Below are 26,163 nucleotides of genomic sequence, written 5' to 3'. Positions count from 1 at the left end.
CCTGACGTTGGCGATAAACCCAACTGCGATTATGATGTTTTTCTCCAGACGGAATAATCCGTACGGGTAAACAAGACTTGTGCGCTATGAGAACAAATCAATATATGGGTCTGCTGCCGTATATGGCAGTGTTCGTGAAAGTGGTGGAACTCGGCAGCTTCTCGGCGGCCGCAGAAAAGCTGGGCAGCACCGCGTCTTCGGTCAGCCGTCAGATCGCCAGCCTGGAAAATGCCCTGGGGGTGAAACTGCTGGAAAGGACGACACGCAGGCTGCGCCTGACAGAAGCCGGAACCGTCGCCTGGGAGCGCTGCTTTGAGATGATGCAGTCCGCAGAGTCGGTGTTTGAGCTGGCTGGGCGCATTAGTGACACCCCGCAGGGGCGGGTGAAAATCAGTGCACCGCGTGCCTACGGCAAGGATCTCATCTCCCCGCACGTGGCTGAGTTTTTACAGCGCTACCCTCAGGTGGATCTGCAACTGATGCTCACCGATCGTATGGTGGATTTAATCAATGACAATGTTGACCTGGCGATCCGCATTACCGATACCCCGCCTCCGGGGCTGGCGGCACGCCCGCTGTTTCCTGTCAGGCACGTGCTCTGTGCCAGCGCAGAGTATCTGCAACAGCACGGTATTCCGCAGCACCCGCAGGATTTAACGCAGCACAGCTGTATTTATCTGGGAGAAGTGCCCGGGGATAATCAGTGGAAGTTTCGTCATATCGCCAGCGGAGAGCAAATCAGCGTTGCGGTACACGGGCGCTTTGCCTCAAATCACAGCAAAGCGAGGCTGGAAGGCATCATTCATCATCTGGGCATCGGGTGCCTGCCGCGCTTTTCCGCGCAACAGGTCATGGATAACCGACAGATTATTCAGGTACTTCCCGAATGGGACTACATGACATCCTATTACGGGATGTCATGGATTTTGTATCATCCCAATCGCTATCTTCCCCCTAAATGCCGGGTGCTTATCGATTTTTTGCTGGAGAAGCTGAAGCACCAGACAGCGCATTCGCAATCGCATTAAACATCAAAGAGGCTTCGAGCGGCTGGGCATCTGATGCCGGTTCTGCCTGTGGCCAGGCGGACCACTGAACAATCACCAGTTTCTGCGCCTGGTCGATCGCAATCATCTGGCCAAAAATACCCTCAGCCGACAGGGTCTTATTACGCGTTAATCCTTCTGATGGTGCATCGTTTTTCGCACTCAAGGGCACACCGATGTTCCACCACTGGTAACCAAATTGTCCGTCAGGATAATCGGTCGTCACCGAGTTTTCGGCTTTATTCCAGGTACTGGCCTCTTTTACCCAACCCTCGGGCAGCGTTTTCGTGCCATCAGGCAGGATGCCATTGTTCATCACGAACAGACCAAACTTTCCCCAGTCTTCGAGCGTTGCGTTAAAGCCGTGTGCACCCACATCATGTTTGCCCGGCAGATAGCTGTGCCACACGCCATCATTCACCATTCCGTAAGGCTGCCAGATGTTGTCCTGCAGATAGCGGGCCAGTGTTTCTCCGGTCGCTTTCTCCAGCGTGTCACCCAGCACCCAGGCACCGCCGGAAGAGTAGGACCAGACCTGACCCGGTTTTGCATAGGCTTTACGCTGAGGGTCGAGTACCAGTTTGCTGACGCAGTCATAGGTGTCTTTTCCTGCTTCACACTGGGTCAGTTTGGCAAAATCAGATTGGGGGTTGGTGTAATCCTCATTCCAGGTCACACCGGAGGTGTGCTGCAGCAGACTGCGTAGAGGGACATGTTCCCAGGCAGTGCCCCGTACCTCTGGATTGTACTTCACAGTCTCATCATCCAGCGAGGCTATCTTCCCCTGCTTCAGTGCGATCCCGACTAACGTGGACACCACTGATTTACCGACAGATCGCGAGGTCCATAGCGTCGTTTTCGTGTTGCCATGGCCGTAATAGTCCCAGACCTTTTTACCGTCTTTAATAACCATCATGCCTGTCACGTTATTGCGTTTAAGGTAATCTGCCAATGAGTAGTGATGCTGCTGATACTCATAGGACACGGCAGAGAGATTGCGATGAGCAACAGGGAGCGGTACGCCTGCTTTGCTGGCGCGGAAAATATCGCCGGGATAGGATCGATAGTCGTTACGAAAACCCACCACGCGCTGCTGAGGCGTCCAGGTAAGCATATTTTTGACGTCTGGCAGGTTTTTATCCAGCGGAGCAGGACACGTTTTCAGTGGCACCGGGCAGGGTACCTTCGCTGATGAGGCATTCGCCTCATATACGGTGCCAAAGCACAGCGCCATCAGACAAAACCCCGTTTGCATCTTTTTCATTCTATTCCCTTAAAAAGAACCTAAGAACGTTCATTGTAAGGAAAGGAGTAACGGGAATTTGTACAAAAAAAGTCCGGCCGACTGACGGAGCAGTCATACCGGACTTTTGAGCAGCACGCAGAGTTCACCTGCGTGCAGGGCGGGGCTTATTCAACCGTAACGGATTTTGCCAGGTTACGCGGTTGATCCACATCAGTGCCTTTGATCAGCGCCACGTGATAGGACAGCAGCTGTAGCGGCACAGTGTAGAAGATAGGCGCAATCACCTCTTCCACATGCGGCAACGGAATAATGCGCATGCCTTCGCTGTTGGCAAAACCGGCATCAATATCGGCGAAGACATACAGCAGACCACCACGGGCGCGCACCTCTTCGATATTTGACTTCAGTTTCTCCAGCAATTCATTATTCGGTGCCACCACAATAACCGGCATATCGGCATCGATCAGCGCTAACGGACCGTGTTTCAGTTCACCTGCAGCATAAGCTTCAGCATGAATGTAGGAGATCTCTTTCAGCTTCAGCGCACCTTCCATCGCGATCGGATACTGATCGCCACGGCCGAGGAACAGCGCATGATGCTTGTCCGAGAAGTCTTCCGCCAGTGACGCGATCAGCTCATCCTGTGACAGCATCTGTTCAATTCGGCTTGGCAGCGCCTGCAAAGAGTGCACGATATCGTGCTCAACCTGCGGATCAACGCCTTTCAGACGACCGATTTTCGCCACCAGCATCAGCAGCACCGTTAGCTGAGTGGTGAAGGCTTTGGTCGACGCTACGCCGATTTCGGTCCCGGCTTTGGTCATCAGCGCCAGGTCGGACTCACGCACCAGCGATGAACCGGCAACGTTACAAATCGCCAGAGAACCAAGGTAACCCAGCTCTTTCGACAGGCGCAGTGCTGCCAGGGTATCCGCCGTTTCACCCGATTGAGACAGGGTGATCAGCAGGCTGTTTTTGCGTACTGCCGATTTGCGATAGCGGAATTCAGACGCAATCTCAACGTCACACGGCACGTTGGCCAGCGACTCAAACCAGTAACGGGAAACCATACCGGAATTGTATGAGGTGCCGCAGGCAACGATCTGAATGTGCTCAACGTTGGCCAGCAGCGTATCAGCTTGCGGACCCAGCTCGGAGAGATCGACTTCACCGTGGCTGAAACGACCACTCAGGGTGTTTTTAATCGCGACAGGTTGCTCGTAAATCTCTTTCTGCATGTAGTGGCGGTAAACCCCTTTGTCGCCAGCATCATACTGTGCGTTCGATTCGATCTCAGCACGTTTTACCTGATGTCCCTGACGATCAAAAATGGTCACATCACGGCGGGTGATCTCCGCAATATCGCCCTCTTCCAGGTAGACAAAACGACGGGTCACGGGCAACAGCGCCAGCTGATCGGAAGCAATGAAGTTTTCACCCACGCCGCGGCCAATCACCAGCGGGCTACCGGAGCGGGCAGCCACAATAACCGACGGATCGCGGCTGTCCAGAATCACCATGCCATAGGCACCGCGTAGCTGTGGGATCACCCGCTGCACAACTTCACGCAGCGAGCCACCAGCCTGTTTCTGCTCCCAGTGCACCAGATGCGCCACCACTTCGGTATCGGTTTCTGAGGCAAAGGTATAACCACGCGCAATCAGTTGTTCACGCAGGGGTTCGTGATTCTCAATAATGCCGTTGTGAACAATGATGATATGTTCAGAGATATGCGGATGGGCATTCGCTTCCGAAGGTTCGCCATGCGTGGCCCAGCGCGTGTGCGCAATACCCGTTCCCCCCACCAGCGAGGTGGTTTCTGCTGCTTCAGCCAGGTTCTGCACCTTACCCAGACGGCGCAGTCGGGTGGCGTTACCCTGTTGATCAACAACGGCCAGACCCGCAGAGTCATAGCCCCGGTATTCCAGACGACGCAGCCCTTCAAGCAGGATTTCTGCAATATCACGCTGCGCTACAGCACCAACAATTCCACACATAATTATTTTCCTGACATGATGGCGGTAAGCCATCAGCGTTGTCTTCTGACCTGATTGTTCCCGTATATTCGGGTTCCCCGAGCCTTGTAGAGAGTGGGGATTATTTTTGTATTGACTGCATTTACAACAAAAACAGAGGGTGAGGCATGCCTCACCCCTTCATAAAATGGGCTTACTTTTTCTTTTCCGGGCGCTGCCAGCTTGCCTTCAACTGCTGTTCTTTACGGTTATACACCAGGCCTGCTGCCGGAACGTTTTTCATAATGGTGGTTCCGGCTGCGATGGTGGCACCCGCAGCTACCGTTACCGGTGCGATCAGCTGGGTATCTGAACCGACAAACACATCATCACCGATGATCGTTTTCGATTTATTGACGCCATCGTAGTTGCAGGTAATGGTGCCTGCGCCAATATTCACATTAGCACCGATTTCCGCATCACCGAGATAACTCAGATGGCCCGCTTTAGAGCCTTTACCCAGGCGCGCTTTTTTCATCTCGACGAAGTTGCCCACATGCGCCCCTTCAGCCAGCTCAGTGCCCGGACGCAGACGCGCGAATGGCCCGACAGTACAGCCTGATTCCAGCTGCGCATCTTCAATCACGCTGTACGGGCTGATAACGCTGTCATCAGCAATCACGCTGTTTTTAATCACACAGCCGCTACCGATTTTCACCCGGTGACCCAACGTGACCTTGCCTTCGATGATCACATTGGTATCAATCACCACATCACGGCCGTGTATCAGTTCACCCCGCAGATCGAAACGCGCCGGGTCGAGCAACATCACCCCCGCCAGCAGCAGTTTTTCAGCCTGCTCAGCCTGATACACCCGCTCCAGCGTTGCCAGTTGCAGACGATTATTGACGCCCTCGGTTTCCGTGGTTCTTGCCGGATGCACCGCCGCGATCTGACGGCCTTCCTGATGGGCCAGGGCGATAATGTCGGTAATGTAGTATTCGCCCTGCGCGTTGTTATTGTCCAGCTTGCTCAGCCAGCGCTTAAGATCGGCGCCGTTAGCCAGCAAAATGCCGGTGTTGATTTCGTTAATCAGCAATTGTTCAGGCGCAGCATCTTTCTGTTCGATAATGCCGACCACCTGACCCGCTTCACGGATAATACGTCCGTAACCGGTTGGGTTATCCAGAATGACGGTCAGCAGGCCAATGCCGCCAGCGGGCTTTGCCACCTGAAGCTGGCGTAGCGTGTCCACGGAGATCAGTGGCACATCGCCATACAGCATCAAAATGTCTTCGTCATCGGCGAAGTGAGGGGAGGCCTGCTGCATAGCATGGCCCGTTCCCAGCTGTTCCGCCTGCAACACCCAGTTGAGCGAGCTGTCAGTCAGCGTTTGTTTAAGCAGCTCTCCGCCGTGACCGTAAACCAGATGCACATGCTGAGCGCCCAAATGATTCGCTGCATCAATAACATGTTTGACCATCGGTTTCCCGGCGAGGGTATGCAGAACCTTCGGGAGATCGGAGTACATTCGGGTTCCTTTACCAGCGGCAAGGATCACCACGCTCATAGCACTGTTTGACATACGCGTCCTGAATCTGTTTAGTGAGAGAAGTAAATCGATTTATCCTTGAAAATTCTACATATTTTGCAGTAAAAAACGTACCGTCCGAAAAGTCTCGATTCGCAGATGATTTCCACCCTTTATCGCATCATAAAGCGCGGCTGACAGGGTAAATCTATCGATTTATGCCCAGTTTAGCGTGCAAAAATTGCTATGCCACTGGTTTATCGCTTATTTCACCAAGCGAACGAAGAGCGCATCCCGCGACGACTCAGCCCGGGAGTGATTAAAAGGGCCCAGAGAAGGGACATCGTGCTCGTTTTCATGGAATCGACTGTGTATCTGGAAACGCTGTTTAGAATACTCTCAGGACTCAATGGGTATAAGTTCCCCCGAACTCAACGGAGTACAGTGATGAATTTTAAAGTAACAGGACTCCTGTTGTTACTCTCTTTCCCTGCTATTTCGCAAGGTAGTCAACGTGATGCAGGAAAATACAATCTAGAAAACTTTGCCTTAAGCCAATGTCTGGCGAATGGTTTTTCTGATAAAAGCGTAAAAGAAGATGCGCTGGCTGCGGTGGGGGCTTACGTTGAACTGGGATCCTATCCCGCTGAAGCTTACGAAGAAGCCACCGACCTTGTTCATCAATTTCTCAACAAGAAATATGTGAGTAAAGAGGGGCATTCAGAGCTTATTGTGATGAAGTGTATTGATTTATCCCGAAGCAATGAGCTGATGGTGATTAAACAAAAATATGCGCACTCCACCACTGATAACCTTAAGCCTTAGCCCAGGTTCTGTGGATAAATCTGAGTCAGACAATAAAAAAAGCCGGTCAGTTTCCTGACCGGCTTTTTGATGTTTAAACCTGAATTACATCGCTTTTTTGGTCAACTCGATCACGCGCAGTTTGGCGATCGCTTTAGCCAGTTCCGCAGACGCCATCGCGAAGTCAACATCACCGTGAGAGCTGTTCATATGCTCTTCAGCTTTGCGTTTCGCTTCCAGCGCGCGAGCTTCATCAAGATCGCTGCCGCGGATCGCTGTGTCAGCCAGTACGGTAACCGCACCCGGCTGCACTTCCAGTACGCCACCGGAAAGGTAAATAACCTCTTCGTCGCCGTGCTGTTTAACGATGCGAATCATACCAGGCTTAATGGCGGTCAGAAGCGGGGCGTGGTTTGGGCGAATACCCAACTCACCTTCGCTACCTGATACCTGGATGCTCTGTACAGTGCCTGTGAACATTTGCAGTTCTGCGCTGACAACGTCCAGGTGAAATGTCATAGCCATTGTTAATCTCCTGGGAAACTTTCCCCTTCATACTTCAGACAACGTGCCGAAATAGTCGGGGGAGACGATTACAGTTTCTTCGCTTTTTCCACGGCTTCTTCGATAGAACCGACCATGTAGAAAGCCTGCTCTGGCATATGGTCGAATTCACCTTCCATGATGCCTTTAAAGCCACGGATGGTATCTTTCAGAGACACGTATTTACCCGGGGAACCGGTGAATACTTCTGCCACGAAGAACGGCTGGGACAGGAAACGCTGCATCTTACGAGAGCGTGCTACCACCAGTTTGTCTTCTTCAGACAGTTCATCCATACCCAGGATGGCGATGATGTCTTTCAGTTCCTGATAACGCTGCAGCAGTGACTGAACGCCACGCGCAGTGTCATAGTGTTCCTGACCAACAACCAGTGGATCCAGCTGACGGCTGGTTGAATCCAGTGGGTCAACCGCCGGGTAGATACCCAGGGAAGCGATCTGACGGCTCAGTACCACGGTTGCATCTAAGTGAGCAAAGGTGGTGGCTGGAGACGGGTCAGTCAAGTCATCCGCAGGAACGTAAACGGCCTGTACAGACGTGATTGAACCGGTTTTGGTCGAGGTGATACGTTCCTGCAGAACGCCCATCTCTTCCGCCAGCGTTGGCTGATAACCTACCGCAGAAGGCATACGACCCAGCAGTGCTGATACTTCAGTACCGGCCAGGGTGTAACGGTAGATGTTATCGATGAACAGCAGAACGTCACGACCTTCGTCACGGAACTTTTCAGCCATAGTCAGGCCAGTCAGCGCGACGCGCAGACGGTTTCCTGGTGGCTCGTTCATCTGGCCATAGACCAGGGAAACTTTATCGATAACGTTAGAGTCGGTCATTTCGTGGTAGAAGTCGTTACCCTCACGAGTACGCTCACCCACGCCAGCAAATACCGAGAAACCTGAGTGTTCTGCCGCGATGTTACGGATCAGTTCCATCATGTTTACGGTTTTACCTACACCCGCACCACCGAACAGACCGACTTTACCGCCCTTAGCGAACGGACACATCAGGTCGATAACCTTGATGCCGGTTTCCAGCAGTTCCTGCGAGTTAGACTGATCTTCGTAAGAAGGTGCTGCGCGGTGAATTGCCCAACGCTCTTCTTCGCCGATGTCGCCTTTCATATCGATTGGCTCACCCAGCACGTTCATGATACGGCCGAGTGTTGCCACACCGACAGGGACTTCAATTGGGTGCTGAAGGTCAACCGCTTCCAGGCCACGTTTCAGGCCGTCGGAAGAACCCATTGCGATGGTACGAACCACACCGCCGCCCAACTGCTGCTGAACTTCCAGCACCAGACGAGCATCACCATTTTTAACCTCAAGGGCGCTGTACACTTGTGGTACTGCGTCCTGAGGGAATTCGACGTCAACTACGGCGCCGATTACCTGGACAATCTTTCCAGTAGCCATCTTGAATCCTCTACCTAAATTCTGCGTATACCTGGTTAAACCGCGGAGGCCCCACCGACAATTTCGGTAAGTTCCTGGGTGATGCTGGCCTGACGAGCTTTGTTGTATACCAACTGAAGCTCTTTGATCAGGTTTCCGCCGTTATCGGTCGCGGCTTTCATCGCCACCATTCGCGCGGCCTGCTCGCTGGCCAGGTTTTCAACAACACCCTGGTAAACCTGAGACTCGACGTAGCGACGCAGTAATGTATCCAGCAGCGCTTTCGGATCGGGTTCATACAGATAGTCCCAGGTACTCTTCTTCACAACGCCTTCCGCATCATCTGCTGGCGGTAACGGCAGCAGCTGTACGATCTGTGGAGACTGAGACATGGTGTTGATAAATTTGTTGCTGACAATAAACAGCTTGTCGAGACGGCCTTCATCGTATGCTTGCAGCATCACTTTGACCGGGCCAATCAGGTCGGACAGCGCAGGTTTATCACCCATTCCGCTTACCTGAGCAACCACGTTGCCGCCAACAGAACCGAAGAATGACTGACCTTTAGAACCGATAACCGCCAGATCGCTCTCGACGCCTTTATCAGACCAGGCCTTCATATCTGCCAGCACTTTTTTGAACAGGTTAATGTTCAAACCACCACAAAGCCCGCGGTCGGTAGATACGACCAGATAGCCAACGCGTTTAACGTCGCGCTCTTCCAGGTAAGGGTGCTTGTATTCCAGATTACCTAACGCAATGTGACCAATCACTTTGCGCATGGTCTCTGCATAAGGACGGCTGGCCGCCATGCGTTCTTGCGATTTACGCATTTTGGAGGCGGCGACCATTTCCATCGCTTTGGTGATCTTCTGCGTGTTTTGCACGCTGCCGATCTTACTACGTATCTCTTTTGCGCCGGCCATAAGCTTCTCCTCAAAGCCTTGCGGCCTGCCCCCTAAGGGACAAGCCGCCAGACATTACCAGGACTGGGTTGCTTTAAACGTTTCGAGGAGGCCTTTCAGCTTCTCTTCGATTTCGCCGTTATAGTTACCAGACTGGTTGATATCAGCCATCAGCTCTGCGTGATCGCGATCAGCAAATGCCAGCAGTGCTGCTTCGAAGCTACCGATTTTCGCCAGTTCGACGTCATTCAGGAAGCCGCGCTCGGCAGCAAACAGAACCAGACCCTGCTGCGCTACGGACATCGGCGCATACTGTTTCTGCTTCAGCAGCTCGGTCACTTTCTGACCGTGGCTCAGCTGTTTGCGGGTTGCTTCATCCAGATCGGATGCGAACTGAGAGAACGCAGCCAGTTCACGATACTGTGCCAGAGCGGTACGAATACCACCGGACAGTTTCTTGATGATCTTGGTCTGAGCAGCACCACCAACACGAGAAACGGAGATACCCGGGTTAACTGCCGGACGAATACCGGAGTTAAACAGGTTAGTTTCCAGGAAGATCTGACCATCAGTAATCGAGATTACGTTGGTTGGAACGAACGCAGAAACGTCACCCGCCTGGGTTTCGATGATTGGCAGCGCGGTCAGTGAGCCGGTTTTACCTTTCACTTCACCATTGGTGAAACGCTCAACATAGTCGGCGCTCACACGGGAAGCACGCTCCAGCAGACGGGAGTGGAGGTAGAACACGTCGCCAGGGAAGGCTTCACGACCTGGTGGACGGCGCAGCAACAGAGAAACCTGACGGTAAGCAACAGCCTGTTTAGACAGGTCATCGTATACGATCAGAGCGTCTTCGCCGCGGTCACGGAAGTATTCGCCCATGGCGCAACCGGCATACGGAGCCAGGTATTGCAGAGCAGCAGACTCAGAGGCAGTCGCAACAACAACGATGGTGTTAGCCAGCGCGTTGTGTTCTTCCAGTTTGCGTACCACGTTAGCGATGGTAGAGGCTTTCTGGCCGATAGCAACGTACACACATTTGATGCCTGAATCGCGCTGGTTGATGATCGCATCGATCGCCATCGCGGTTTTACCGGTCTGACGGTCACCGATGATCAGCTCACGCTGGCCACGGCCGATTGGAATCATTGCATCGACAGATTTGTAACCGGTCTGTACAGGCTGGTCAACGGACTGACGATCGATAACACCAGGTGCAATCACTTCGATCGGTGAGAAACCGTCGTTGTCGATAGCGCCTTTACCGTCAATAGGTGCACCCAGGGTGTTCACCACGCGGCCTAACAGACCACGGCCAACCGGCACTTCCAGGATACGGCCAGTACACTTCACCTTCATGCCTTCGGCGAGGTCAGCGTATGGGCCCATCACAACTGCACCAACAGAGTCACGCTCCAGGTTCAGTGCGATTGCGTAACGGTTACCCGGCAGGGCAATCATCTCACCCTGCATCACATCGGCCAGGCCGTTGACGCGGATGATACCGTCACTTACAGAAACAATAGTACCTTCGTTGTGAGCTTCGCTCACTACATTGAACTGAGCAATGCGCTGCTTGATCAGTTCGCTGATTTCGGTGGAATTCAGTTGCATATGCTCCAGTCCCCTTAAGACTGCAAGACGTCTGCGAGGCGTTCAAGACGACCGCGTACGCTTCCGTCAATGACCATATCACCCGCTCGGATGATTACGCCTGCCATTACAGACTTATCAATTTTGCAATTCAGCTTAACTTTGCGTGACAGACGTTTTTCCATCGCGCTGCTGATTTTGGTCAGCTGTTCATCGCTCAATGTTGTGGAAGAGATAACTTCAACCTCGGCGGTCGCATCATGTGCGGCACGCAGTTGGATGAACTGTTCCAGAACAGCGGCAAGCGCAGGCAAACGTTTGTTTTCAGCCATCACCTTAATCAGGTTTTGGCCGGCTTCGTCGAGTTGGTCACCACAGATTGCGATGAACGCGCCAGACAACGCTTCCGGCGCCAGAGCGCCGGAAAGAAGTTCTGATACCTGTTCATTGCCAGCCACTTCGGCGGCAAACGCTAGCATCTGCTGCCAGCGATCGATACTTTGATGTTCAACCGCAAAGTCAAAAGCGGCTTTAGCGTAGGGGCGAGCTACGGTAGTAAATTCAGACATCAGCCCCTCCCTTACAGTTCAGCGACCAGTTTATCAACGATGTCGCTGTTAGCAGCTTCATCCACGGAACGTTCAATGATTTTCTCGGCGCCGGCAACAGCCAGCATCGCGACCTGCTTGCGCAGCTCTTCACGTGCACGTTTGCGTTCGGCATCAATTTCTGCCTGCGCCTGAGTGACGATCTTGCTACGTTCCTGTTCAGCCTCAGCTTTAGCTTCGTCCAGGATCTGAGCGCGGCGTTTGTTCGCCTGCTCGATGATTACCTGAGCGTCTTCTTTCGCTTTTTTCAACTGATCGGTCGCATTAGCCTGCGCGAGATCCAGATCTTTCTTGGCACGTTCAGCGGAAGCAAGGCCTTCAGCAACTTCTTTCTGGCGCTTTTCGATAGCGGCCATAAGCGGCGGCCATACGTACTTCATGCAGAACGCTACGAACAGGATGAACGCGATAGCCTGGCCGAGGATTGTTGCGTTAATGTTCACAGCACAATGCCTCTTGTTAAGTTAACGTTTTCTGCCGCTGTGATGACAGCGGCAGAATCCGTTCATCGCTATACGTGAGTACGGCGATGAACAAACGGTTTTACGCGACAGCAAACATCACGTACAGACCCAGACCAACAGCGATCATCGGGATTGCATCCACCAGACCCATTACAACAAAGAACTGCGTACGCAGCAGAGGAATCAGATCCGGTTGGCGTGCGGCGCCTTCCAGGAATTTGCCTCCGAGGATGCCGATACCGATCGCAGCACCGATTGCCGCCAGGCCCATCATCACAGCGGCAGCCATGTACAGCAGATCCATATTCAGGTTTTCCATGACAGTCTCCAGTTTGTTTCAGTTAAAACGCAGTAGTGTTGAGAAAAAAATCAATGTTCTTCAGATGCCATCGACAGATAGACAATCGTTAAGACCATGAAAATGAAAGCCTGCAACGAAATGATCAGTATGTGGAAAATGGCCCAAGGCACACTCAGAATCCACTGTGACCACCACGGCAACAGACCGGCAATCAGGATAAAAATCAATTCACCCGCATACATGTTTCCGAACAGTCGCAGACCCAGAGATACCGGTTTGGACAGCAGGCTCACACCTTCCAGAATCAGGTTGATCGGAATGAACACAGGGTGGTTGAAGGGTTGCAGAGTCAGCTCTTTAGTAAAGCCGCCAATGCCTTTCATCTTGATGCTGTAGAACAGAATCAAAATAAATACGCCAAGGGCCATCGACAACGTAACGTTCACGTCAGCAGAAGGCACCACACGCATCGCTGGTAGCCCCATCATCCCGGCGATATGCGGCAGCAAATCGATAGGTAACAGGTCCATAAAGTTCATCAGGAACACCCAGACGAAAACCGTCAGGGCCAGCGGAGCGATTAGTTTGCTTTTACCGTGGTACATGTCGCGCACATTGTCGTCAACGAAACCAACAACTAACTCAACAGCGGCCTGTAATTTGCCTGGCACGCCGCTGGTCGCTGATTTCGCCACTTTGCGAAACAGCACCAGGAACACCAGTCCCAGCACCACAGAGAAAAACATGGAGTCGATATTTAATACCCAGAACGACGGTGCGTCGTGCGGATTCACTAGCTCGAAGGTACGCAGGTCCAACTGAAGGTTCTTCAGGTGGTGGCCTATGTATTCTTGCGGCGTAGAGATTTCTCCTGCAGCCATGATGCCTCTTACCCTTTGTTGTTAATTACAGCCGGTGCGACGATTTGCACAATCAGCACCGATAACCAGGCCAGTCCCAGCGGCGTAAACACCGCCTTAAACACTCCCAGCGCCACGATAATCACGAGGATCGTAACGAAAACTTTCAGCGCTTCACCTAGCGCAAAAGTCCAGGCAAGCCGTCCCGTTACTTCATGCCCCGCCTGGTGGCGCCAGGCAAAAATCATAAACAACACGTTTGGCAGCCAGGCTGCCAGCCCGCCGGCAAGGGCGGACACGCCCCAGGTCAGATCTTTAAAGGAAAACAGCGCACCGATTACGACAAAGGTCGCCAACTGCCACAGCAGTATGGTTCGGGCAAATTTAACTCTGTAAAGGGACACTGACATGTCGCTGAAACTCTCCTGCCCCGAAAGGGGTATGTCGCGTGTCGTATAAAACTGCCTTTGCTCTTTTGAGTCAAGCAGCAAAAACCGTGCAAATTATACGGTGCGCACCTGTGATTTCAATCGATAAGTAGAGAAAAGGTGAACAATTATTTAAATTTCTTTCCAGCAGCCTATTTTCCAAAACCAATGACAACGGCTGCTTATCGACTTTTTTCTGCAATGCCCGCGAATCCATGCTTACAAAGCGTGCGGAAGATCACAAATTAGTAATGTAATGGCGGAGAATCAAACTGCCTTTTGAATGAACTTGAATAACATAACACCAATAAAATGATTAAAATCAGATAGATAATTATAATTTTTGTAAAAACACACTGTTATCTCGATTAAAAGCTTTTATTGACATCTGTAGCAAATATTTAACATCGACCCGGTCATCACTCACGCTAATTTATTAGCGCGATATATTTTCCTGCGTGACTATTTTATCCCTGTCGCACCACGAAAATATGACTCAAGTGATAACTAAATGTGAAAATAACGTTAAATGTAACAGAGGTTTTCAGATAATTTCCGCTGAGTGATTTAACCCGATGGTAACAGCTCCGTCCAGGCAAATTTTCGCAAAAAAAATCATGGGATGAGCATATTCTGAATACCCACATTTTAAATGTGCTATTGATATACCAAAAAGTCATATAATTTCAGGGGTTAACTATCACTGAAATACCGTTTTTTCTGGTTAAAAAGGCCAATAATTGCGAAAAAAAAACCCATCAACGCTAAAAAAACAGGCTGACAGGCCAGGTTCGCACAACGTCAAAATCAGGCAGAAGGGGCAATAATCACCAAATGGCGCTCACCTTCGAGCTGAGGAACGCTCAGTGGGAGAACGTTTTCCACCGTCAAACCGACAGGTAATGCCGCGATTTCATCTTGAGGCAGCACACCTTTTAACGCGTAAAAACGACCCTGTGGACCCGGCAGATGATGGCACCAGGTGACCATATCCGTCAGCGAGGCAAAAGCTCTGCTGATCACGCCATCAAACGGCGGCTCGGCAGGAAAGTCTTCTACACGGCTTTGTACCGGTGAAATATTTTCCAGCTTCAGCTCATGCTGTACCTGTTTAAGAAAGCGTACGCGCTTGCCCAGGCTGTCCAGCAGCGTGAAATGAGACTGCGGCCTGACAATCGCCAGTGGAATGCCAGGTAATCCAGGCCCGGTACCCACATCAATAAACCGATCGCCTGACAGATGAGGCTCCACCACAATACTGTCAAGTATATGGCGTACCAGCATCTGCTCAGGGTCACGTACTGACGTCAGATTGTAGGCTTTATTCCATTTATGCAGCATTTCCACATAACCGACCAGCTGTTGTTTCTGCTGATCGGACAGGGAAATACCGGCGCTTTTTAGCAATACGGATAATTTATTAATCATGCGCTTTTACGTAAAAGCCCCTGTTTTTTAAGATAAATAAGTAAAATTGAGATGGCTGCAGGTGTAATCCCAGAAATACGTGACGCCTGGCCAATTGACCCTGGCTTATGATCGTTAAGTTTCGCGATCACTTCGTTAGAGAGGCCGCTGACCTGACGATAATCCAGATCAACAGGTAACAAGGTGTTCTCATTGCGTAACTGACGATCGATCTCTTCCTGCTGACGGACAATATAGCCTTCGTATTTGACCTGGATCTCAACCTGTTCAGCCGCCTGAGGATCGGTTAATGCCGGGCCAAAGGTGCTCAATGTCATCAGGTTCTGGTAAGTCATTTCCGGGCGGCGCAGCAGATCTTCACCACTCGCTTCTTTCGTCAGGCCTGCGCTCAGGAGTGTATTCACCTCAGTAACGCACTCTGATTTCGGATGTACCCAGATATCTCGCAGACGCTGGCGTTCCAGTTCAATGCTTTCCAGTTTCTCGTTGAAACGAGCCCAACGGGCATCGTCCACCAGACCCAGTTCACGACCCGCAGCCGTCAGTCGCAGATCGGCGTTATCTTCACGCAGCATCAGACGATATTCAGCACGTGAGGTAAACATGCGGTACGGCTCTTTTGTGCCGAGTGTGCAGAGATCGTCAACCAGTACGCCAAGGTAGGCCTGATCGCGACGCGGTGCCCAGGTGTCTTTGTCAGCAGACAGACGCCCGGCGTTCAGACCCGCCAGTAACCCCTGTGCAGCGGCTTCTTCATAACCTGTGGTGCCGTTGATCTGTCCTGCAAAGAACAGACCCTCAATATATTTGCTTTCCAGCGTCGGTTTCAGATCGCGTGGATCGAAGAAATCGTACTCAATGGCATAGCCAGGACGAACGATTTTGGCATTCTCCATTCCCTGCATAGAACGTACGATCTGCATCTGAACGTCAAACGGCAGACTGGTAGAAATGCCATTTGGATAAATTTCGTTGCTGGTCAGCCCTTCCGGCTCCAGGAAGATCTGGTGTGCATTGCGATCGGCAAAGCGCATCACTTTGTCTTCGATCGATGGGCAATAGCGTGGACCGATCCCTTCGATCACCCCGGCATACATTGGGCTGCGATCGAGATTATTGCGGATCACATCGTGGGTTTTTTCGTTGGTGTAGGTGATGTAGCACGGCACCTGTTGTGGATGCTGGCTGACATTACCCATAAACGAGAACACTGGCATCGGCGTATCACCATGCTGCGGAGCCAGAACGCTGAAATCAATGGTTCGGGCATCAATACGCGGAGGGGTTCCGGTTTTCAGACGACCTACACGCAGAGGAAGTTCACGCAGACGCTGTGATAACGAGATGGAAGGCGGATCACCAGCACGGCCACCGCTGTAGTTGTCCATTCCGATGTGAATTTTACCATCAAGGAACGTTCCTACCGTCAGCACAACGGCCTTGGCACGGAACTTCAGACCCATCTGGGTGACGGCACCCACGACACGATCGTTTTCGACAATCAGATCTTCAACCGCCTGCTGGAAGATCATCAGGTTGGGCTGATTCTCCAGTGCTGTACGTACCGCCTGACGATACAGTACACGATCGGCCTGAGCACGGGTTGCTCTCACTGCCGGACCTTTGCTGGCGTTTAGTATCCTAAACTGGATACCTGCCTGGTCAATGGCATGAGCCATCAGCCCGCCCAGTGCGTCCACTTCTTTTACCAGATGTCCTTTTCCGATACCGCCGATCGCTGGGTTGCAGGACATCTGCCCCAGTGTGTCGATGTTATGGGTCAATAACAGGGTTTGTTGACCCATACGGGCAGCAGCCATCGCTGCTTCCGTTCCCGCATGACCACCACCGATTACGATGACGTCAAAAGGATCTGGATAAAACATGGTACTGCACCTCGCGGTTTGTGCGAATTAAGGGAGTGTTGCTGAGGGCGTGGATTCTACTCAACTTTAGACGATGGCGAAAGCACCGGGATCTTCGTGTATTAAAAAGAAGATCTTTTTTATTTAGAGATCTCTTTATTAGATCTTCTATTAGGATCGACGATCTCTGTGGATAAGCCTTTTTTGCTGATAAGGATCAAGTGATTAGACAGGATCATTAGCTGTTAATGATCGGTGATCCCACACCGTATAAGCTGGGATCTAAATGGCATGTTATCCACAGGCTCAGCCAGGTACTCATGTTGTCCTTGGGATAAACACCGGTTATCAGACTGTATTGAGCCTAGTTATCCACAGTTGAATGCGTTAAAACCAGGCAAAAAAGGGCAATATTTACAAAACTCAGGATCGAAAAAGGCCAGTTTTGCGGATCGGGCAGAGGATCTCCGGCCGATCCGGGCAAGAGTTAGATCAGTTCTTTCCAGCTTTCTACCCAGACACCGGCAGGATCTTCGGGAATCTCATGTTGCAGCACATCTATATCTAGTCGATCGCCAATACGCTGTGCTCCCAGTGATGTCAGCAGCTCGTCAAACTGGATAATGGCACCGCAAAACAGATCATATTCACGATTACCAATGCCTACAGCCCCGTAACGCAGGTTACTCAGATCCGGTTGCTGTTCCTTTATGGCTTCAAACAGTGGCTGAATGTTATCGGGCAGTTCACCGGCACCGTGGGTAGAACTCACCACAATCCATATCCCTTCCATTTTCAGCTCTTCCAGCTCCGGCCCATGCAGTGTTTCTGTTGTATGTCCTGCTTCTTCAAGCTTCTCAGCAAGATGATCGGCCACATATTCTGCGCTGCCTAAGGTGCTGCCACTGATTAAGGTAATGTCGGCCATGATGAGATCCCTGAATGATAATGGCGGGCATTGTACTCTGTGATCACCATGGGATCTACCTGTGGATAATTAAGGGTATTACTGCCAGGCACCTGGCTTGTTGGCCAGTTCCAATCCGGGCAGTGCTCGCGCTCCTCATGTACTTCAGTACGCTGCGGGTGCTGTGCGCTGGCCGGATCGAAACTGACGACACCGTCGACGGTGCATGACGAGGAGGGGATCTGAGAAAACATTCTGGTGTGGATAACCTTATGCACCGATCACGGGATAATGGTGCGCATAATCGGGTTTTGCAGGGAGATCAGGGTTTCGGTGGACTGGATTTCATCGATGGTCTGGATCTTGTTGATCAATACCTGTTGCAGGGCATCGATCGAGCGGCACATGACCTTAATAAAGATGCTGTAGTGCCCGGTGGTGTAATACGCTTCGACCACTTCATCCAGTGCTTCCAGTCGCGCCACTGCTGACGGATAGTCTTTGGCACTTTTCAGAATGATGCCGATAAAGCAGCAGACATCATAACCAAGCTGCTTCGGATCTATCTCAACGCGCGTTCCTTTAATGATCCCCGCCTGCTTCATCTTCTCCACGCGCACGTGGATAGTGCCGGGGCTGACGTTGAACTGCTTGGCCAGTTCGGCATAGGCGGTACGGGCATTCTCCATTAGTGCATTGAGAATGCCGCGGTCGAGATTATCTGGCTGCATATTTTCCGGCATAGTGACTCCGAGATTGAATGTTATTCAATGAACAGAGTATTAATGTGCGGGATCGTGAACAGAATGGCAATCAGAGTGCCGATATGACAGCGGGCACCGAAGGGTGCCCGCCGGAGAACAAAAGATTAACGTTTACGCCACAGTGTCACCTGAGCGACGGTGTGCTGGTACTTACGCGCCGTTTCGCGGATGACAAACGGCACATCCTGTGCGGGTTCGATCTCCTCAAAATCGGGTGCCAGCAGGCGCTGCAACGCCTGGTAAGTCGATAGCGCCTCACCGTTTTCACGAATGCCTCCCAGCCAGTTTTCCTTCGGCGTGAAGTCTTCCAGCCACGTATAAGGAGAAGAGAGCATCAGCACACCGCCGGGGCGGATCATGCGGGTGATGTCCTGCAGGAAGCGACGTGGCTGGCGCAGACGATCAATCAGGTTCGAAGCCAGCACCAGATCGAAGGGTTCAGCCTGCGGTTTCAGGTTACAGGCATCGCCCTGTACAAACTGAATACGGCTGGCCTGTTCAGTACCGAGGTCAATATCCTTCAACTGTACCTGTCGGTATTCCACCAGCTCGCCCTCTTCCTGGGTGACGTAGCGGAACTCTTCGCCGCTGGTGAGCTGTAATGCCACGTCGATAAAGCGTGCGGAATAGTCCATTCCCACCACCTGGCCGAAATGACGTGCCAGTTCAAAACTCGCACGTCCTGTGGCACAGCCAATATCCAGTGCCCGCTGACGCTGGTTTGTGACACCGCAGGCTATCTCAACCAGCACTTTCGCGTAGTTGGCCACGCCGAAGTATTCCGGCCCGTACTGGAAGTCGAGGTACTGTGACACCATGCTGTCGGTTTCATAGGGGTTACTGGCCCGGCTTTCCTGATGATCGGAGACCACATAGCGGAAACCCGCGTGCTGGAAGAAGTGGCGGCGAAAAGCGTAGCGTGCCGACTTTAGCGCTTCATTCCCCGTAGAGATCCAGCTGCCGCCTTTGATCAGCGAATGCTTACCATCAAACGTCGGCGTGGAGAAGTCATCATATAAAGGATGGACGCGGAAACCTTCAAAACCTGAAATGGGTGTGGTCGTCCATTGCCAGACGTTACCGATCAGATCGAAAAACTCACCCTGAGCAAAACGATCGACCGGGCAGGATGAGGCCCAGTGGGAGAGATTGATATTACCCGGTGCGTTATCCCAGTCAGGCTGATCGCCGGCCACCTTCTCACGCAGCAGCATCCATTCGCTTTCGGCGGGAAGCTGAACAGACTGGCCTGTCACTTCGGCTTTCCAGCGGCAGAATGCCGCAGCTTCAAGCTGATTGACTTCGGCTGGCCAGTCCCAGGGCATCGGGACTTCTTCCGCCATCAGGCGGAGCTTCAGCGTTTCCGGCTGGTCTGCATGACCAGTCCAGAAAGTGGGTTGGCTGGCTTTCGCGAATTCACGCCAGCCCCAGCCTTCGTCATCCCACCAGCGTGGTGTCTGATAGCCACCCGCCGTCACGAAGTCGAAGAACTCTGCGTTACTGACCAGCATTTTACTGGCCTCGAAAGCCTTCACGTCGGTGATGCGGCTGCCATACTCGTTATCCCAGCCGTAGGTGTCATCGGTTTTTCCCTGAGTGACACGTCCTGCGGCAACACTGATCAGGCTGTTATGCGGCACCGTCTGACGCTCATGGCGCGCATCCGGACACACCGGCCAGTGTGGCTGCGGTTTGACCCATGCCAGCGGCAACTGTCGAATCAGCACGCTGGAGGTTTCCAGATGGATACGCTCATGTTCGATGCCCATCAGGATAACCCAGGCCGGGCTATCCCAGGTGATCGGCAGCGTTAGCGGCATCTCACGGATCAGCTGTTCAACGCGGGCGCGCACTTTACCGCGATAATCGCGCAGTTCAGCGACCGATGGCCAGGCATAGTGACTGGTGTCGAGGTCATCCCAGCTCATCTCATCGACGCCGATGGCCATCATCGCTTCAATGCTATCGTCGGTACGGTTGTCGAGCAGGCGAGCTGCCATCAGCTTATTGATATAGAACGTGGCGGTGTGACCGTAGTAGAAGATCAGCGGATGCCGTAGCGATATCGCTTTGGTTGTCCACGCCCGTTCATCCGCCAGGCAGTCAAACAGGCTTTCATACAGCTCCCATGTCTGGCGGAAGTAATTGAGCAATTGCTGACGTTTTTGTTCCGGGTCATTGCCGGTTAACTGCAGCGTGCGGGTTGGGGCAGGTAATCCTGTCTGGTGTTGTTGCGAAGTCACGTGATGCTCCCATCTTGCCATGTGGCTAAAGCGTATACATCACTATAGCAAATAAGCTTTGTCAGATTAGGTCAAAGGCGGGGTTCAGCGTTTCCAGCGACGGAGCAGGCGGCTTTTTAGCCCGGTGTCGAAACGCCAGATGTGGTCAAAGATGCGCATAATGCCGGGTTTTCCATGATCGGACATGGCAACGGCATGAAAACGCTGTTGCTGTTGGTTCTGGTGGTCGCGTACGCGTTTGACCAGTACATCAGGAAGACGTTGAGCGATAAAGTCAGAGAGAATAACGGCGTCAGCATCTTGCCACTGTGGGCCGGAGAGCTTGAGTAAGACGGCATCGAGGCAGGCAGCAAGGTCGGTGCCGCCACGAAAACGCTGGCTGAGAAAACGGATCGCCTGGCTGATGCCATCTTCAGCGGTCAGTTCATAGCCCACCACTTCATGGGCAAACAGCATAATGTAGCAGCGGCGGTTATCTGCCAGTGCCACCTTCAGCAGCGCCAGGCAGAACGCCTTGGCACAGCGTTCATTAAAGCCACCCATTGAACCGGATGTATCCACGCAGATGATAAACGGGCCGCGCGGCTGCTCATCATGATGGTGGTGAGTCACCGGGCGCAGCGTGACTTTGTCATGCCAGCTCTCTCCCTGGAGACGGTAGGTGAGCAAGCGTTTTTCCACCATCCGACGGTAAAACTCCAGCTCCAGTTCGCTGATGCCCAGCGTGGCCAGCTCTGGTGGCAGCAGGCGCAGAATATCGTCACTCTGGTGCAGACCGCTGACTTCTTCCGGCACGCTTTCTGGTTCGCGCACCAACTGGTGGAAGGCTTCCGGCGGAGCATCGTCCGAGAGTACCGCTTTGGCTTCACGGCTGCGGCCCAGCTGTTCCGCCAGTTTCAGCAGCTCCGGCTGGCTGGCCAGGAAATCGCCGTATTGCACCATGAGCTGGTAGTCGTCGCGTTGCAGTGAACTGCGGGTCAAATCCCATAAGCGCCCGGCAGCGGCTTCGTCGTCGGTGGCCAGCACGGGAGCCAGCTGACCACTCATGGCCAGCCGCTGTTGCAGGTCAGCCAGCAGTTTTTCACGCTCCTGATCGAGTAACTGTTGGTTAAGGGTCAGGGTTTGCAGCGTCAGGCTCAGTCGCCAGCGCTGTAAAAACAGCGTCTGCTGAGCGCCGCTGAGCTGCAAGGTATCGTGATGGCTGACCAGCGCTTGCGCTTTTTCAGCAAAGGGTGAGTGATTCTGCGCAAGCCATGTCAGTAATTCGGGCAGCTGACTGCTAAAGTCATGCTGGCTGAGAGTCTGGCACTGCTGGAAGCGGCTGAACTCTGCAGCCAAATCGTCCGGAACCGGGGTCGATTTTAACTGTTGCAGGATCTCTGACTTCCAGCGTGGAAGATCGCGCGTCAGGGCATTTTTCAGCCGGGGAAACTTTTCAAAAAAGGCGGCCAGCTGCGGTGAGGCCAGCAACGTGATCACCAGTTCTTCAATCAGCTCATTTTCACTGACTGCCAGAAACATACTCAATGTATCAAGTGAGATCACTGCCGCGCCTGCTTCAGCTGTTCCGCCACCTGTTGCAGGCTATCTTCAACACGTGCCAGCCAGTCATCGCTGATAAACAGGCAGCGATGATGCTGGCTGAACAGCGTGCGCTGTGCCCGAAGCTGGGTATCAAGCTCATCCAGCGCCAGCGAAATCTCTTCCGGCAGCCCTTGCTGCGGTTTACCCGGCAGCATCAGGCGTGAGGCTTGCAGGCTGACGTCGCGCAATGTCAGGCAGTCATGGCCGTCTACGTGCAAATCCAGCGTCTGGGCAAAGCCAATACCATTGAGCTTGCCACGCATTTCGCCACCTTTTTGCAGCCAGTGATGCAGAGCTTCGCGGGTCAGGGTGATATGCGTGACCTGCATATCATGCAGCGTGAGCGGTTTTTGCAGCATCAGCGTCAGCGCATCGGCTGACAGCGTTGCCGGCAGATCAAAGTGAGGTTTGCGGCTGAACATGCCGCCATGTTTCTCCAGGCGGATGGCCTGTTCCACACTTTGTTGCTGCTGGAGCGCCAGACGGCGGGCATTAATTTGCTGCAATTTGAACAGCATCGGTTGCTGCTGCCACGCCTGCTGGGTGATCAGATTATCCAGTTCACGATCCAGCAGTTTCATCGATCCCACATCGTGCCACAGGCAGTCTTTCAGCAGGATCAAATCAATAGGCGCGATCACGCTACGGCCACTGTAAAAGGCACTGGCCTGCAACAAGTGAATGGCTTTTTTCCATCGGCGATCGGAGATATACGGCGCTTCTGGTTGATTTTCTAACAGTTGACGCAGTTGGAAAATAAGCTCGAAAACATCGTCGGGCAGGCTGACTTTACTGATACCTTGTTGCCACTCCAGATACTCTTCATCGCTGATGCAGAGTGAATCGGATACCGGATTCTGATTCTCATCCTGCTGGTGGGTCAACAGACTGCGGAAGTTCTGCTTTTCATGCACGTTATCCAGCCACAGGCGGATCAGCATACGGTCGTACAGTGCTTCAAGCCCACTATCCGCTTCCGGCAGTTCGTTAGAGGCAGTGACCAGCAGGCGCATCGGGATTTTATCTTCGCTGTCACCGTTACGAAAACGGCGTTCATTAATCGCGGTCAGCAACGTATTCAGGATGGCGGGCCCGGCTTTCCAGATCTCGTCAAGAAACACGATTTCTGCGTCAGGAAGGTAGCCTTTAGTCAGGCGCTGGTAGCGCCCTTCGTCTTTTAGTGCCTGAATAGAAAGGGGGCCAAAGACTTCTTCCGGCGTGGAGAAGCGCGTCATCAGGTATTCAAACGCGCGGGCATGCTGGAAAGCATACTTGAGCCGGCGGGCAATCAGGCTTTTGGCAATGCCCGGTGGGCCGAGTAAAAAGACACTCTCACCGCACAGGGCGGCGAGCAGGCAAAGGCGAATCGCATGATGGCGTTCGTAAAGTCCTTTCTCTAATGCATTGCTGAGGCGGGCGATGCGTTCCGCCAATAATTGAGAGTGGGCCATAATCAAACATTCATCCTTTTTCTACGGTCAGGCCAGATTGCTGTCTGGCGAGCGCAAACACTACTGGCTATGATGCTTGAAAGAGTTGATTGCAGTCAGCTTTTTTATTATCAAAGGGTGACACTGACCATTGAAGTTGTCATTTAACAGGCAATTAAGGATAGGCATTCATGTTTAATCATGCATACTGTGCGCGTTTTGACGGGCAGTTGAGCCGTACGCAATCCCGCGTCAGTCCACCGCAACAAAAGACAAGTCTATGAGTTCTGAGAAGAAGCAATCCCTTGGTGCCGTTACCCTGGCAGCGATAGGTGTGGTGTATGGTGATATCGGCACCAGCCCGCTGTATACACTGCGTGAGTGTCTTTCCGGGCAGTTTGGTTTTGGTGTTGAGCGCGATGCCGTTTTCGGCTTCCTGTCGCTGATTTTTTGGCTGTTATTACTCACCGTTTCACTGAAATATATCAGTTACGTGATGCGTGCCGATAATGCCGGGGAAGGCGGGATATTGACACTGATGTCACTGGCGGGACGCAATACCGGTGCGCGGTCAACCGCCGTGCTGGTGATCATGGGCCTGATTGGTGGCAGTTTCTTCTACGGCGAGGTGGTGATCACCCCGGCGGTATCGGTGCTTTCGGCCATTGAAGGCCTGGAGATCGCCGCGCCCTCCCTTGACCGCTATATCGTGCCGCTGGCGATTGGCGTGCTGACATTGCTCTTCATGATCCAGAAACACGGTACCGGCCTGGTCGGTAAGCTGTTCGCACCTGTGATGCTGTTGTGGTTTCTGGTGCTGGCGGTACTGGGTGCGCGCGGCATCATCAGTAACCCCGAAGTGCTGCACGCCATGAATCCTTACTGGGCGATTCATTTCTTTGTTGAATACAAAATGGTGTCCTTCTTTGCGCTTGGGGCCGTTGTGTTGGCCATCACGGGCGTTGAGGCGCTGTACGCCGATATGGGCCATTTTGGTAAGTATCCGATCCGTCTTGCGTGGTTTATTGTGGTGCTGCCGTCGCTGGTGCTGAACTATTTCGGCCAGGGCGCGTTGCTGCTGAAAAATCCGGAAGCGATTAAAAACCCCTTCTTCCTGTTAGCCCCCGATTGGGCGTTGATCCCGATGCTGATTCTGGCCACGCTGGCGACAGTGATCGCCTCTCAGGCGGTGATTTCCGGTGTCTTCTCCCTGACGCGTCAGGCGGTACGTCTCGGCTATCTGCCGCCGATGCGTATTGTTTACACCTCGGAAGAGGAGTCGGGCCAGATTTACATTCCGGTAATCAACTGGCTGCTGTTTGTCTCGGTAGTGATTGTGATTGTGGGCTTTGAGCATTCGAGCAACCTGGCTGCGGCTTACGGTATTGCCGTAACCGGAACGATGGTTCTCACTGCAATCCTGTGCAGCGTGGTGGCGATTAAAAACTGGCACTGGAATCGTTATCTGGTGATGACGCTGCTGGTGGGCATGTTGTGCATTGACGTGTCACTGTTCTCCGCAAACCTGGTGAAAGTGTTTGCCGGAGGCTGGTTACCACTTTCGCTGGCGCTGGTGATGTTTGTGGTGATGACCACCTGGAAGAGCGAACGTTTCCGTCTGCTGCGTCGGATGCACGAACACGGTAATTCTCTGGAGGCAATGATCGCCTCGCTGGAGAAATCGCCACCGGTGCGCGTGCCGGGCACCGCGGTGTATATGTCCCGCGCCCTGAACGTGATCCCGTTCGCCATGCTGCATAACCTGAAACACAACAAGGTGCTGCATGAGCGCGTGGTGCTGCTTACGCTGCGTACCGAAGATGCGCCTTATGTCCATAACGTGAAGCGTGTGACCATCGAGCAACTGTCGCCGACCTTCTGGCGTGTGGTGGCCAGTTACGGCTGGCGTGAAACGCCAAACGTGGAGGAGATTTTCCACCGCTGCGGTCTGGAAGGGTTGAGCTGCCGGATGATGGAGACCTCGTTCTTTATGTCACATGAGTCGCTGATTATCGGTAAGCGTCCGTGGTACCTGCGCCTGCGCGGCAAGCTGTTCCTTGCGCTGCAACGTAATGCGCTGCGGGCACCCGATCAGTTTAAAATTCCGCCTAACCGGGTGATTGAGCTGGGTACTCAGGTCGAGATTTAGCACGGTTCGGGACGGGCATGCCCGTCCCCTACAAACCTGTCTGTCGCTGGGGCGAGGCACACCCTCTCCTAAGCAGATCCATCGTAGGGGCGAG

At 52.8% G+C, this 26,163-nt stretch carries 23 protein-coding genes; 3 read left to right on the top strand and 20 right to left on the bottom strand.

The genetic code is table 11. The features are described from left to right. The first annotated feature begins 86 nt into the window (after positions 1 to 86). A complete protein-coding gene (locus WH277_RS08475; protein WP_205945580.1) occupies positions 87 to 1,028 on the top strand; it encodes a LysR family transcriptional regulator in 942 nt (313 codons plus the stop codon). Here the strand turns inward: WH277_RS08475 and WH277_RS08470 are convergent. The 3 genes from WH277_RS08470 to glmU all read right to left on the bottom strand — a co-directional run bounded on the left by WH277_RS08470 (position 970) and on the right by glmU (position 5,832). After that, a complete protein-coding gene (locus tag WH277_RS08470; protein ID WP_133844837.1) occupies positions 970 to 2,310 on the bottom strand; it encodes a serine hydrolase domain-containing protein in 1,341 nt (446 codons plus the stop codon). The genes WH277_RS08475 and WH277_RS08470 overlap by 59 nt on opposite strands. 146 nt (positions 2,311 to 2,456) lie before the next feature. Continuing rightward, positions 2,457 to 4,289 (bottom strand): glutamine--fructose-6-phosphate transaminase (isomerizing), encoded by a 1,833-nt coding sequence (gene glmS / locus WH277_RS08465; RefSeq protein ID WP_133844839.1) that lies wholly within the window; start codon positions 4,287 to 4,289, stop codon positions 2,457 to 2,459. A 172-nt stretch (positions 4,290 to 4,461) separates the two neighbouring features. After that, the gene (gene glmU, locus WH277_RS08460) at positions 4,462 to 5,832 is read right to left on the bottom strand and encodes a bifunctional UDP-N-acetylglucosamine diphosphorylase/glucosamine-1-phosphate N-acetyltransferase GlmU (RefSeq protein ID WP_133844841.1); all 1,371 of its coding nucleotides are present in this window, start codon (positions 5,830 to 5,832) and stop codon (positions 4,462 to 4,464) included. Between the two features lie 393 nt (positions 5,833 to 6,225). On the opposite strand from glmU, the gene WH277_RS08455 reads away from it, so the two are divergent. Continuing rightward, entirely contained in the window at positions 6,226 to 6,603 is a 378-nt protein-coding gene (locus tag WH277_RS08455; protein WP_133844843.1) for a T6SS amidase immunity protein Tai4 family protein, read from the top strand. Positions 6,604 to 6,687: 84 nt separating this feature from the next. Here WH277_RS08455 and WH277_RS08450 read toward each other — a convergent pair whose 3' ends face one another. The 17 genes from WH277_RS08450 to ravA all read right to left on the bottom strand — a co-directional run bounded on the left by WH277_RS08450 (position 6,688) and on the right by ravA (position 23,941). After that, positions 6,688 to 7,107: a F0F1 ATP synthase subunit epsilon gene (locus WH277_RS08450; protein ID WP_133844845.1), complete on the bottom strand. Its 420-nt coding sequence runs from the start codon at positions 7,105 to 7,107 to the stop codon at positions 6,688 to 6,690. 68 nt (positions 7,108 to 7,175) lie between these two features. Further along, the gene (atpD, locus tag WH277_RS08445) at positions 7,176 to 8,558 is read right to left on the bottom strand and encodes a F0F1 ATP synthase subunit beta (protein WP_133844847.1); all 1,383 of its coding nucleotides are present in this window, start codon (positions 8,556 to 8,558) and stop codon (positions 7,176 to 7,178) included. A 35-nt stretch (positions 8,559 to 8,593) separates the two neighbouring features. Beyond that, positions 8,594 to 9,463, bottom strand: coding sequence for a F0F1 ATP synthase subunit gamma (gene atpG, locus WH277_RS08440; RefSeq protein ID WP_133844849.1), 870 nt, complete (start codon positions 9,461 to 9,463; stop codon positions 8,594 to 8,596). 54 nt (positions 9,464 to 9,517) lie between these two features. Continuing rightward, positions 9,518 to 11,059: a F0F1 ATP synthase subunit alpha gene (atpA, locus tag WH277_RS08435; RefSeq protein ID WP_133844851.1), complete on the bottom strand. Its 1,542-nt coding sequence runs from the start codon at positions 11,057 to 11,059 to the stop codon at positions 9,518 to 9,520. 14 nt (positions 11,060 to 11,073) lie between these two features. After that, positions 11,074 to 11,607 (bottom strand): F0F1 ATP synthase subunit delta, encoded by a 534-nt coding sequence (gene atpH / locus WH277_RS08430; protein WP_133844854.1) that lies wholly within the window; start codon positions 11,605 to 11,607, stop codon positions 11,074 to 11,076. Between the two features lie 11 nt (positions 11,608 to 11,618). Further along, positions 11,619 to 12,089, bottom strand: coding sequence for a F0F1 ATP synthase subunit B (atpF, locus tag WH277_RS08425; RefSeq protein ID WP_062744106.1), 471 nt, complete (start codon positions 12,087 to 12,089; stop codon positions 11,619 to 11,621). Positions 12,090 to 12,189: 100 nt separating this feature from the next. Continuing rightward, positions 12,190 to 12,429, bottom strand: coding sequence for a F0F1 ATP synthase subunit C (gene atpE / locus WH277_RS08420; protein ID WP_003849523.1), 240 nt, complete (start codon positions 12,427 to 12,429; stop codon positions 12,190 to 12,192). Positions 12,430 to 12,479: 50 nt separating this feature from the next. After that, positions 12,480 to 13,292, bottom strand: a complete 813-nt coding sequence (gene atpB / locus WH277_RS08415; RefSeq protein ID WP_133844856.1) for a F0F1 ATP synthase subunit A — start codon at positions 13,290 to 13,292, stop codon at positions 12,480 to 12,482. Positions 13,293 to 13,300: 8 nt separating this feature from the next. After that, a complete protein-coding gene (gene atpI / locus WH277_RS08410) occupies positions 13,301 to 13,681 on the bottom strand; it encodes a F0F1 ATP synthase subunit I (protein WP_133844857.1) in 381 nt (126 codons plus the stop codon). An 825-nt stretch (positions 13,682 to 14,506) separates the two neighbouring features. Next, entirely contained in the window at positions 14,507 to 15,127 is a 621-nt protein-coding gene (gene rsmG / locus WH277_RS08405) for a 16S rRNA (guanine(527)-N(7))-methyltransferase RsmG (RefSeq protein WP_159338281.1), read from the bottom strand. Next, entirely contained in the window at positions 15,124 to 17,013 is a 1,890-nt protein-coding gene (gene mnmG, locus WH277_RS08400) for a tRNA uridine-5-carboxymethylaminomethyl(34) synthesis enzyme MnmG (RefSeq protein WP_171149543.1), read from the bottom strand. Before mnmG ends, rsmG begins: the two co-directional genes overlap by 4 nt. Positions 17,014 to 17,479: 466 nt before the next feature. After that, complete coding sequence (gene mioC / locus WH277_RS08395; protein ID WP_133844863.1) at positions 17,480 to 17,920, bottom strand: FMN-binding protein MioC; 441 nt, start codon at positions 17,918 to 17,920, stop codon at positions 17,480 to 17,482. Next, the gene (locus WH277_RS08390) at positions 17,902 to 18,153 is read right to left on the bottom strand and encodes a hypothetical protein (RefSeq protein ID WP_339505244.1); all 252 of its coding nucleotides are present in this window, start codon (positions 18,151 to 18,153) and stop codon (positions 17,902 to 17,904) included. The genes mioC and WH277_RS08390 overlap by 19 nt, the downstream gene beginning before the upstream one ends. 27 nt (positions 18,154 to 18,180) lie before the next feature. Continuing rightward, positions 18,181 to 18,642, bottom strand: coding sequence for a transcriptional regulator AsnC (gene asnC / locus WH277_RS08385; RefSeq protein ID WP_133844867.1), 462 nt, complete (start codon positions 18,640 to 18,642; stop codon positions 18,181 to 18,183). 125 nt (positions 18,643 to 18,767) lie between these two features. Further along, positions 18,768 to 20,927, bottom strand: a complete 2,160-nt coding sequence (ovoA, locus tag WH277_RS08380; RefSeq protein WP_212815743.1) for a 5-histidylcysteine sulfoxide synthase — start codon at positions 20,925 to 20,927, stop codon at positions 18,768 to 18,770. A 63-nt stretch (positions 20,928 to 20,990) separates the two neighbouring features. After that, complete coding sequence (viaA, locus tag WH277_RS08375) at positions 20,991 to 22,451, bottom strand: ATPase RavA stimulator ViaA (RefSeq protein ID WP_159338285.1); 1,461 nt, start codon at positions 22,449 to 22,451, stop codon at positions 20,991 to 20,993. Next, positions 22,448 to 23,941 carry an ATPase RavA gene (gene ravA / locus WH277_RS08370; RefSeq protein ID WP_133844874.1) on the bottom strand — a complete coding sequence of 498 codons (1,494 nt, stop codon included), beginning with the start codon at positions 23,939 to 23,941 and terminating at the stop codon, positions 22,448 to 22,450. Before ravA ends, viaA begins: the two co-directional genes overlap by 4 nt. A gap of 259 nt (positions 23,942 to 24,200) precedes the next feature. On the opposite strand from ravA, the gene kup reads away from it, so the two are divergent. Beyond that, positions 24,201 to 26,069: a low affinity potassium transporter Kup gene (kup, locus tag WH277_RS08365; protein ID WP_133844876.1), complete on the top strand. Its 1,869-nt coding sequence runs from the start codon at positions 24,201 to 24,203 to the stop codon at positions 26,067 to 26,069. Positions 26,070 to 26,163: the final 94 nt, after the last annotated feature.

It is taken from the genome of Erwinia sp. MYb416 (assembly GCF_037479575.1).
GTDB lineage: Bacteria > Pseudomonadota > Gammaproteobacteria > Enterobacterales > Enterobacteriaceae > Erwinia > Erwinia rhapontici.
The sequence above is the reverse complement of the archived record's forward strand: the minus strand, read 5'-3'. Positions and strand labels throughout refer to the sequence as shown.

What these genes read in the sequence shown, in the direction of transcription:
- WH277_RS08475 (WP_205945580.1), top strand. Translation starts at nt 87, where the DNA reads ATGAGAACAAATCAATATATGGGTCTGCTGCCGTATATGGCAGTGTTC.
- WH277_RS08470 (WP_133844837.1), bottom strand. Translation starts at nt 2,310, where the DNA reads ATGAAAAAGATGCAAACGGGGTTTTGTCTGATGGCGCTGTGCTTTGGC.
- glmS (WP_133844839.1), bottom strand. Translation starts at nt 4,289, where the DNA reads ATGTGTGGAATTGTTGGTGCTGTAGCGCAGCGTGATATTGCAGAAATC.
- glmU (WP_133844841.1), bottom strand. Translation starts at nt 5,832, where the DNA reads ATGTCAAACAGTGCTATGAGCGTGGTGATCCTTGCCGCTGGTAAAGGA.
- WH277_RS08455 (WP_133844843.1), top strand. Translation starts at nt 6,226, where the DNA reads ATGAATTTTAAAGTAACAGGACTCCTGTTGTTACTCTCTTTCCCTGCT.
- WH277_RS08450 (WP_133844845.1), bottom strand. Translation starts at nt 7,107, where the DNA reads ATGGCTATGACATTTCACCTGGACGTTGTCAGCGCAGAACTGCAAATG.
- atpD (WP_133844847.1), bottom strand. Translation starts at nt 8,558, where the DNA reads ATGGCTACTGGAAAGATTGTCCAGGTAATCGGCGCCGTAGTTGACGTC.
- atpG (WP_133844849.1), bottom strand. Translation starts at nt 9,463, where the DNA reads ATGGCCGGCGCAAAAGAGATACGTAGTAAGATCGGCAGCGTGCAAAAC.
- atpA (WP_133844851.1), bottom strand. Translation starts at nt 11,059, where the DNA reads ATGCAACTGAATTCCACCGAAATCAGCGAACTGATCAAGCAGCGCATT.
- atpH (WP_133844854.1), bottom strand. Translation starts at nt 11,607, where the DNA reads ATGTCTGAATTTACTACCGTAGCTCGCCCCTACGCTAAAGCCGCTTTT.
- atpE (WP_003849523.1), bottom strand. Translation starts at nt 12,429, where the DNA reads ATGGAAAACCTGAATATGGATCTGCTGTACATGGCTGCCGCTGTGATG.
- atpB (WP_133844856.1), bottom strand. Translation starts at nt 13,292, where the DNA reads ATGGCTGCAGGAGAAATCTCTACGCCGCAAGAATACATAGGCCACCAC.
- atpI (WP_133844857.1), bottom strand. Translation starts at nt 13,681, where the DNA reads ATGTCAGTGTCCCTTTACAGAGTTAAATTTGCCCGAACCATACTGCTG.
- rsmG (WP_159338281.1), bottom strand. Translation starts at nt 15,127, where the DNA reads ATGATTAATAAATTATCCGTATTGCTAAAAAGCGCCGGTATTTCCCTG.
- mnmG (WP_171149543.1), bottom strand. Translation starts at nt 17,013, where the DNA reads ATGTTTTATCCAGATCCTTTTGACGTCATCGTAATCGGTGGTGGTCAT.
- mioC (WP_133844863.1), bottom strand. Translation starts at nt 17,920, where the DNA reads ATGGCCGACATTACCTTAATCAGTGGCAGCACCTTAGGCAGCGCAGAA.
- WH277_RS08390 (WP_339505244.1), bottom strand. Translation starts at nt 18,153, where the DNA reads ATGTTTTCTCAGATCCCCTCCTCGTCATGCACCGTCGACGGTGTCGTC.
- asnC (WP_133844867.1), bottom strand. Translation starts at nt 18,642, where the DNA reads ATGCCGGAAAATATGCAGCCAGATAATCTCGACCGCGGCATTCTCAAT.
- ovoA (WP_212815743.1), bottom strand. Translation starts at nt 20,927, where the DNA reads ATGGCAAGATGGGAGCATCACGTGACTTCGCAACAACACCAGACAGGA.
- ravA (WP_133844874.1), bottom strand. Translation starts at nt 23,941, where the DNA reads ATGGCCCACTCTCAATTATTGGCGGAACGCATCGCCCGCCTCAGCAAT.
- kup (WP_133844876.1), top strand. Translation starts at nt 24,201, where the DNA reads ATGAGTTCTGAGAAGAAGCAATCCCTTGGTGCCGTTACCCTGGCAGCG.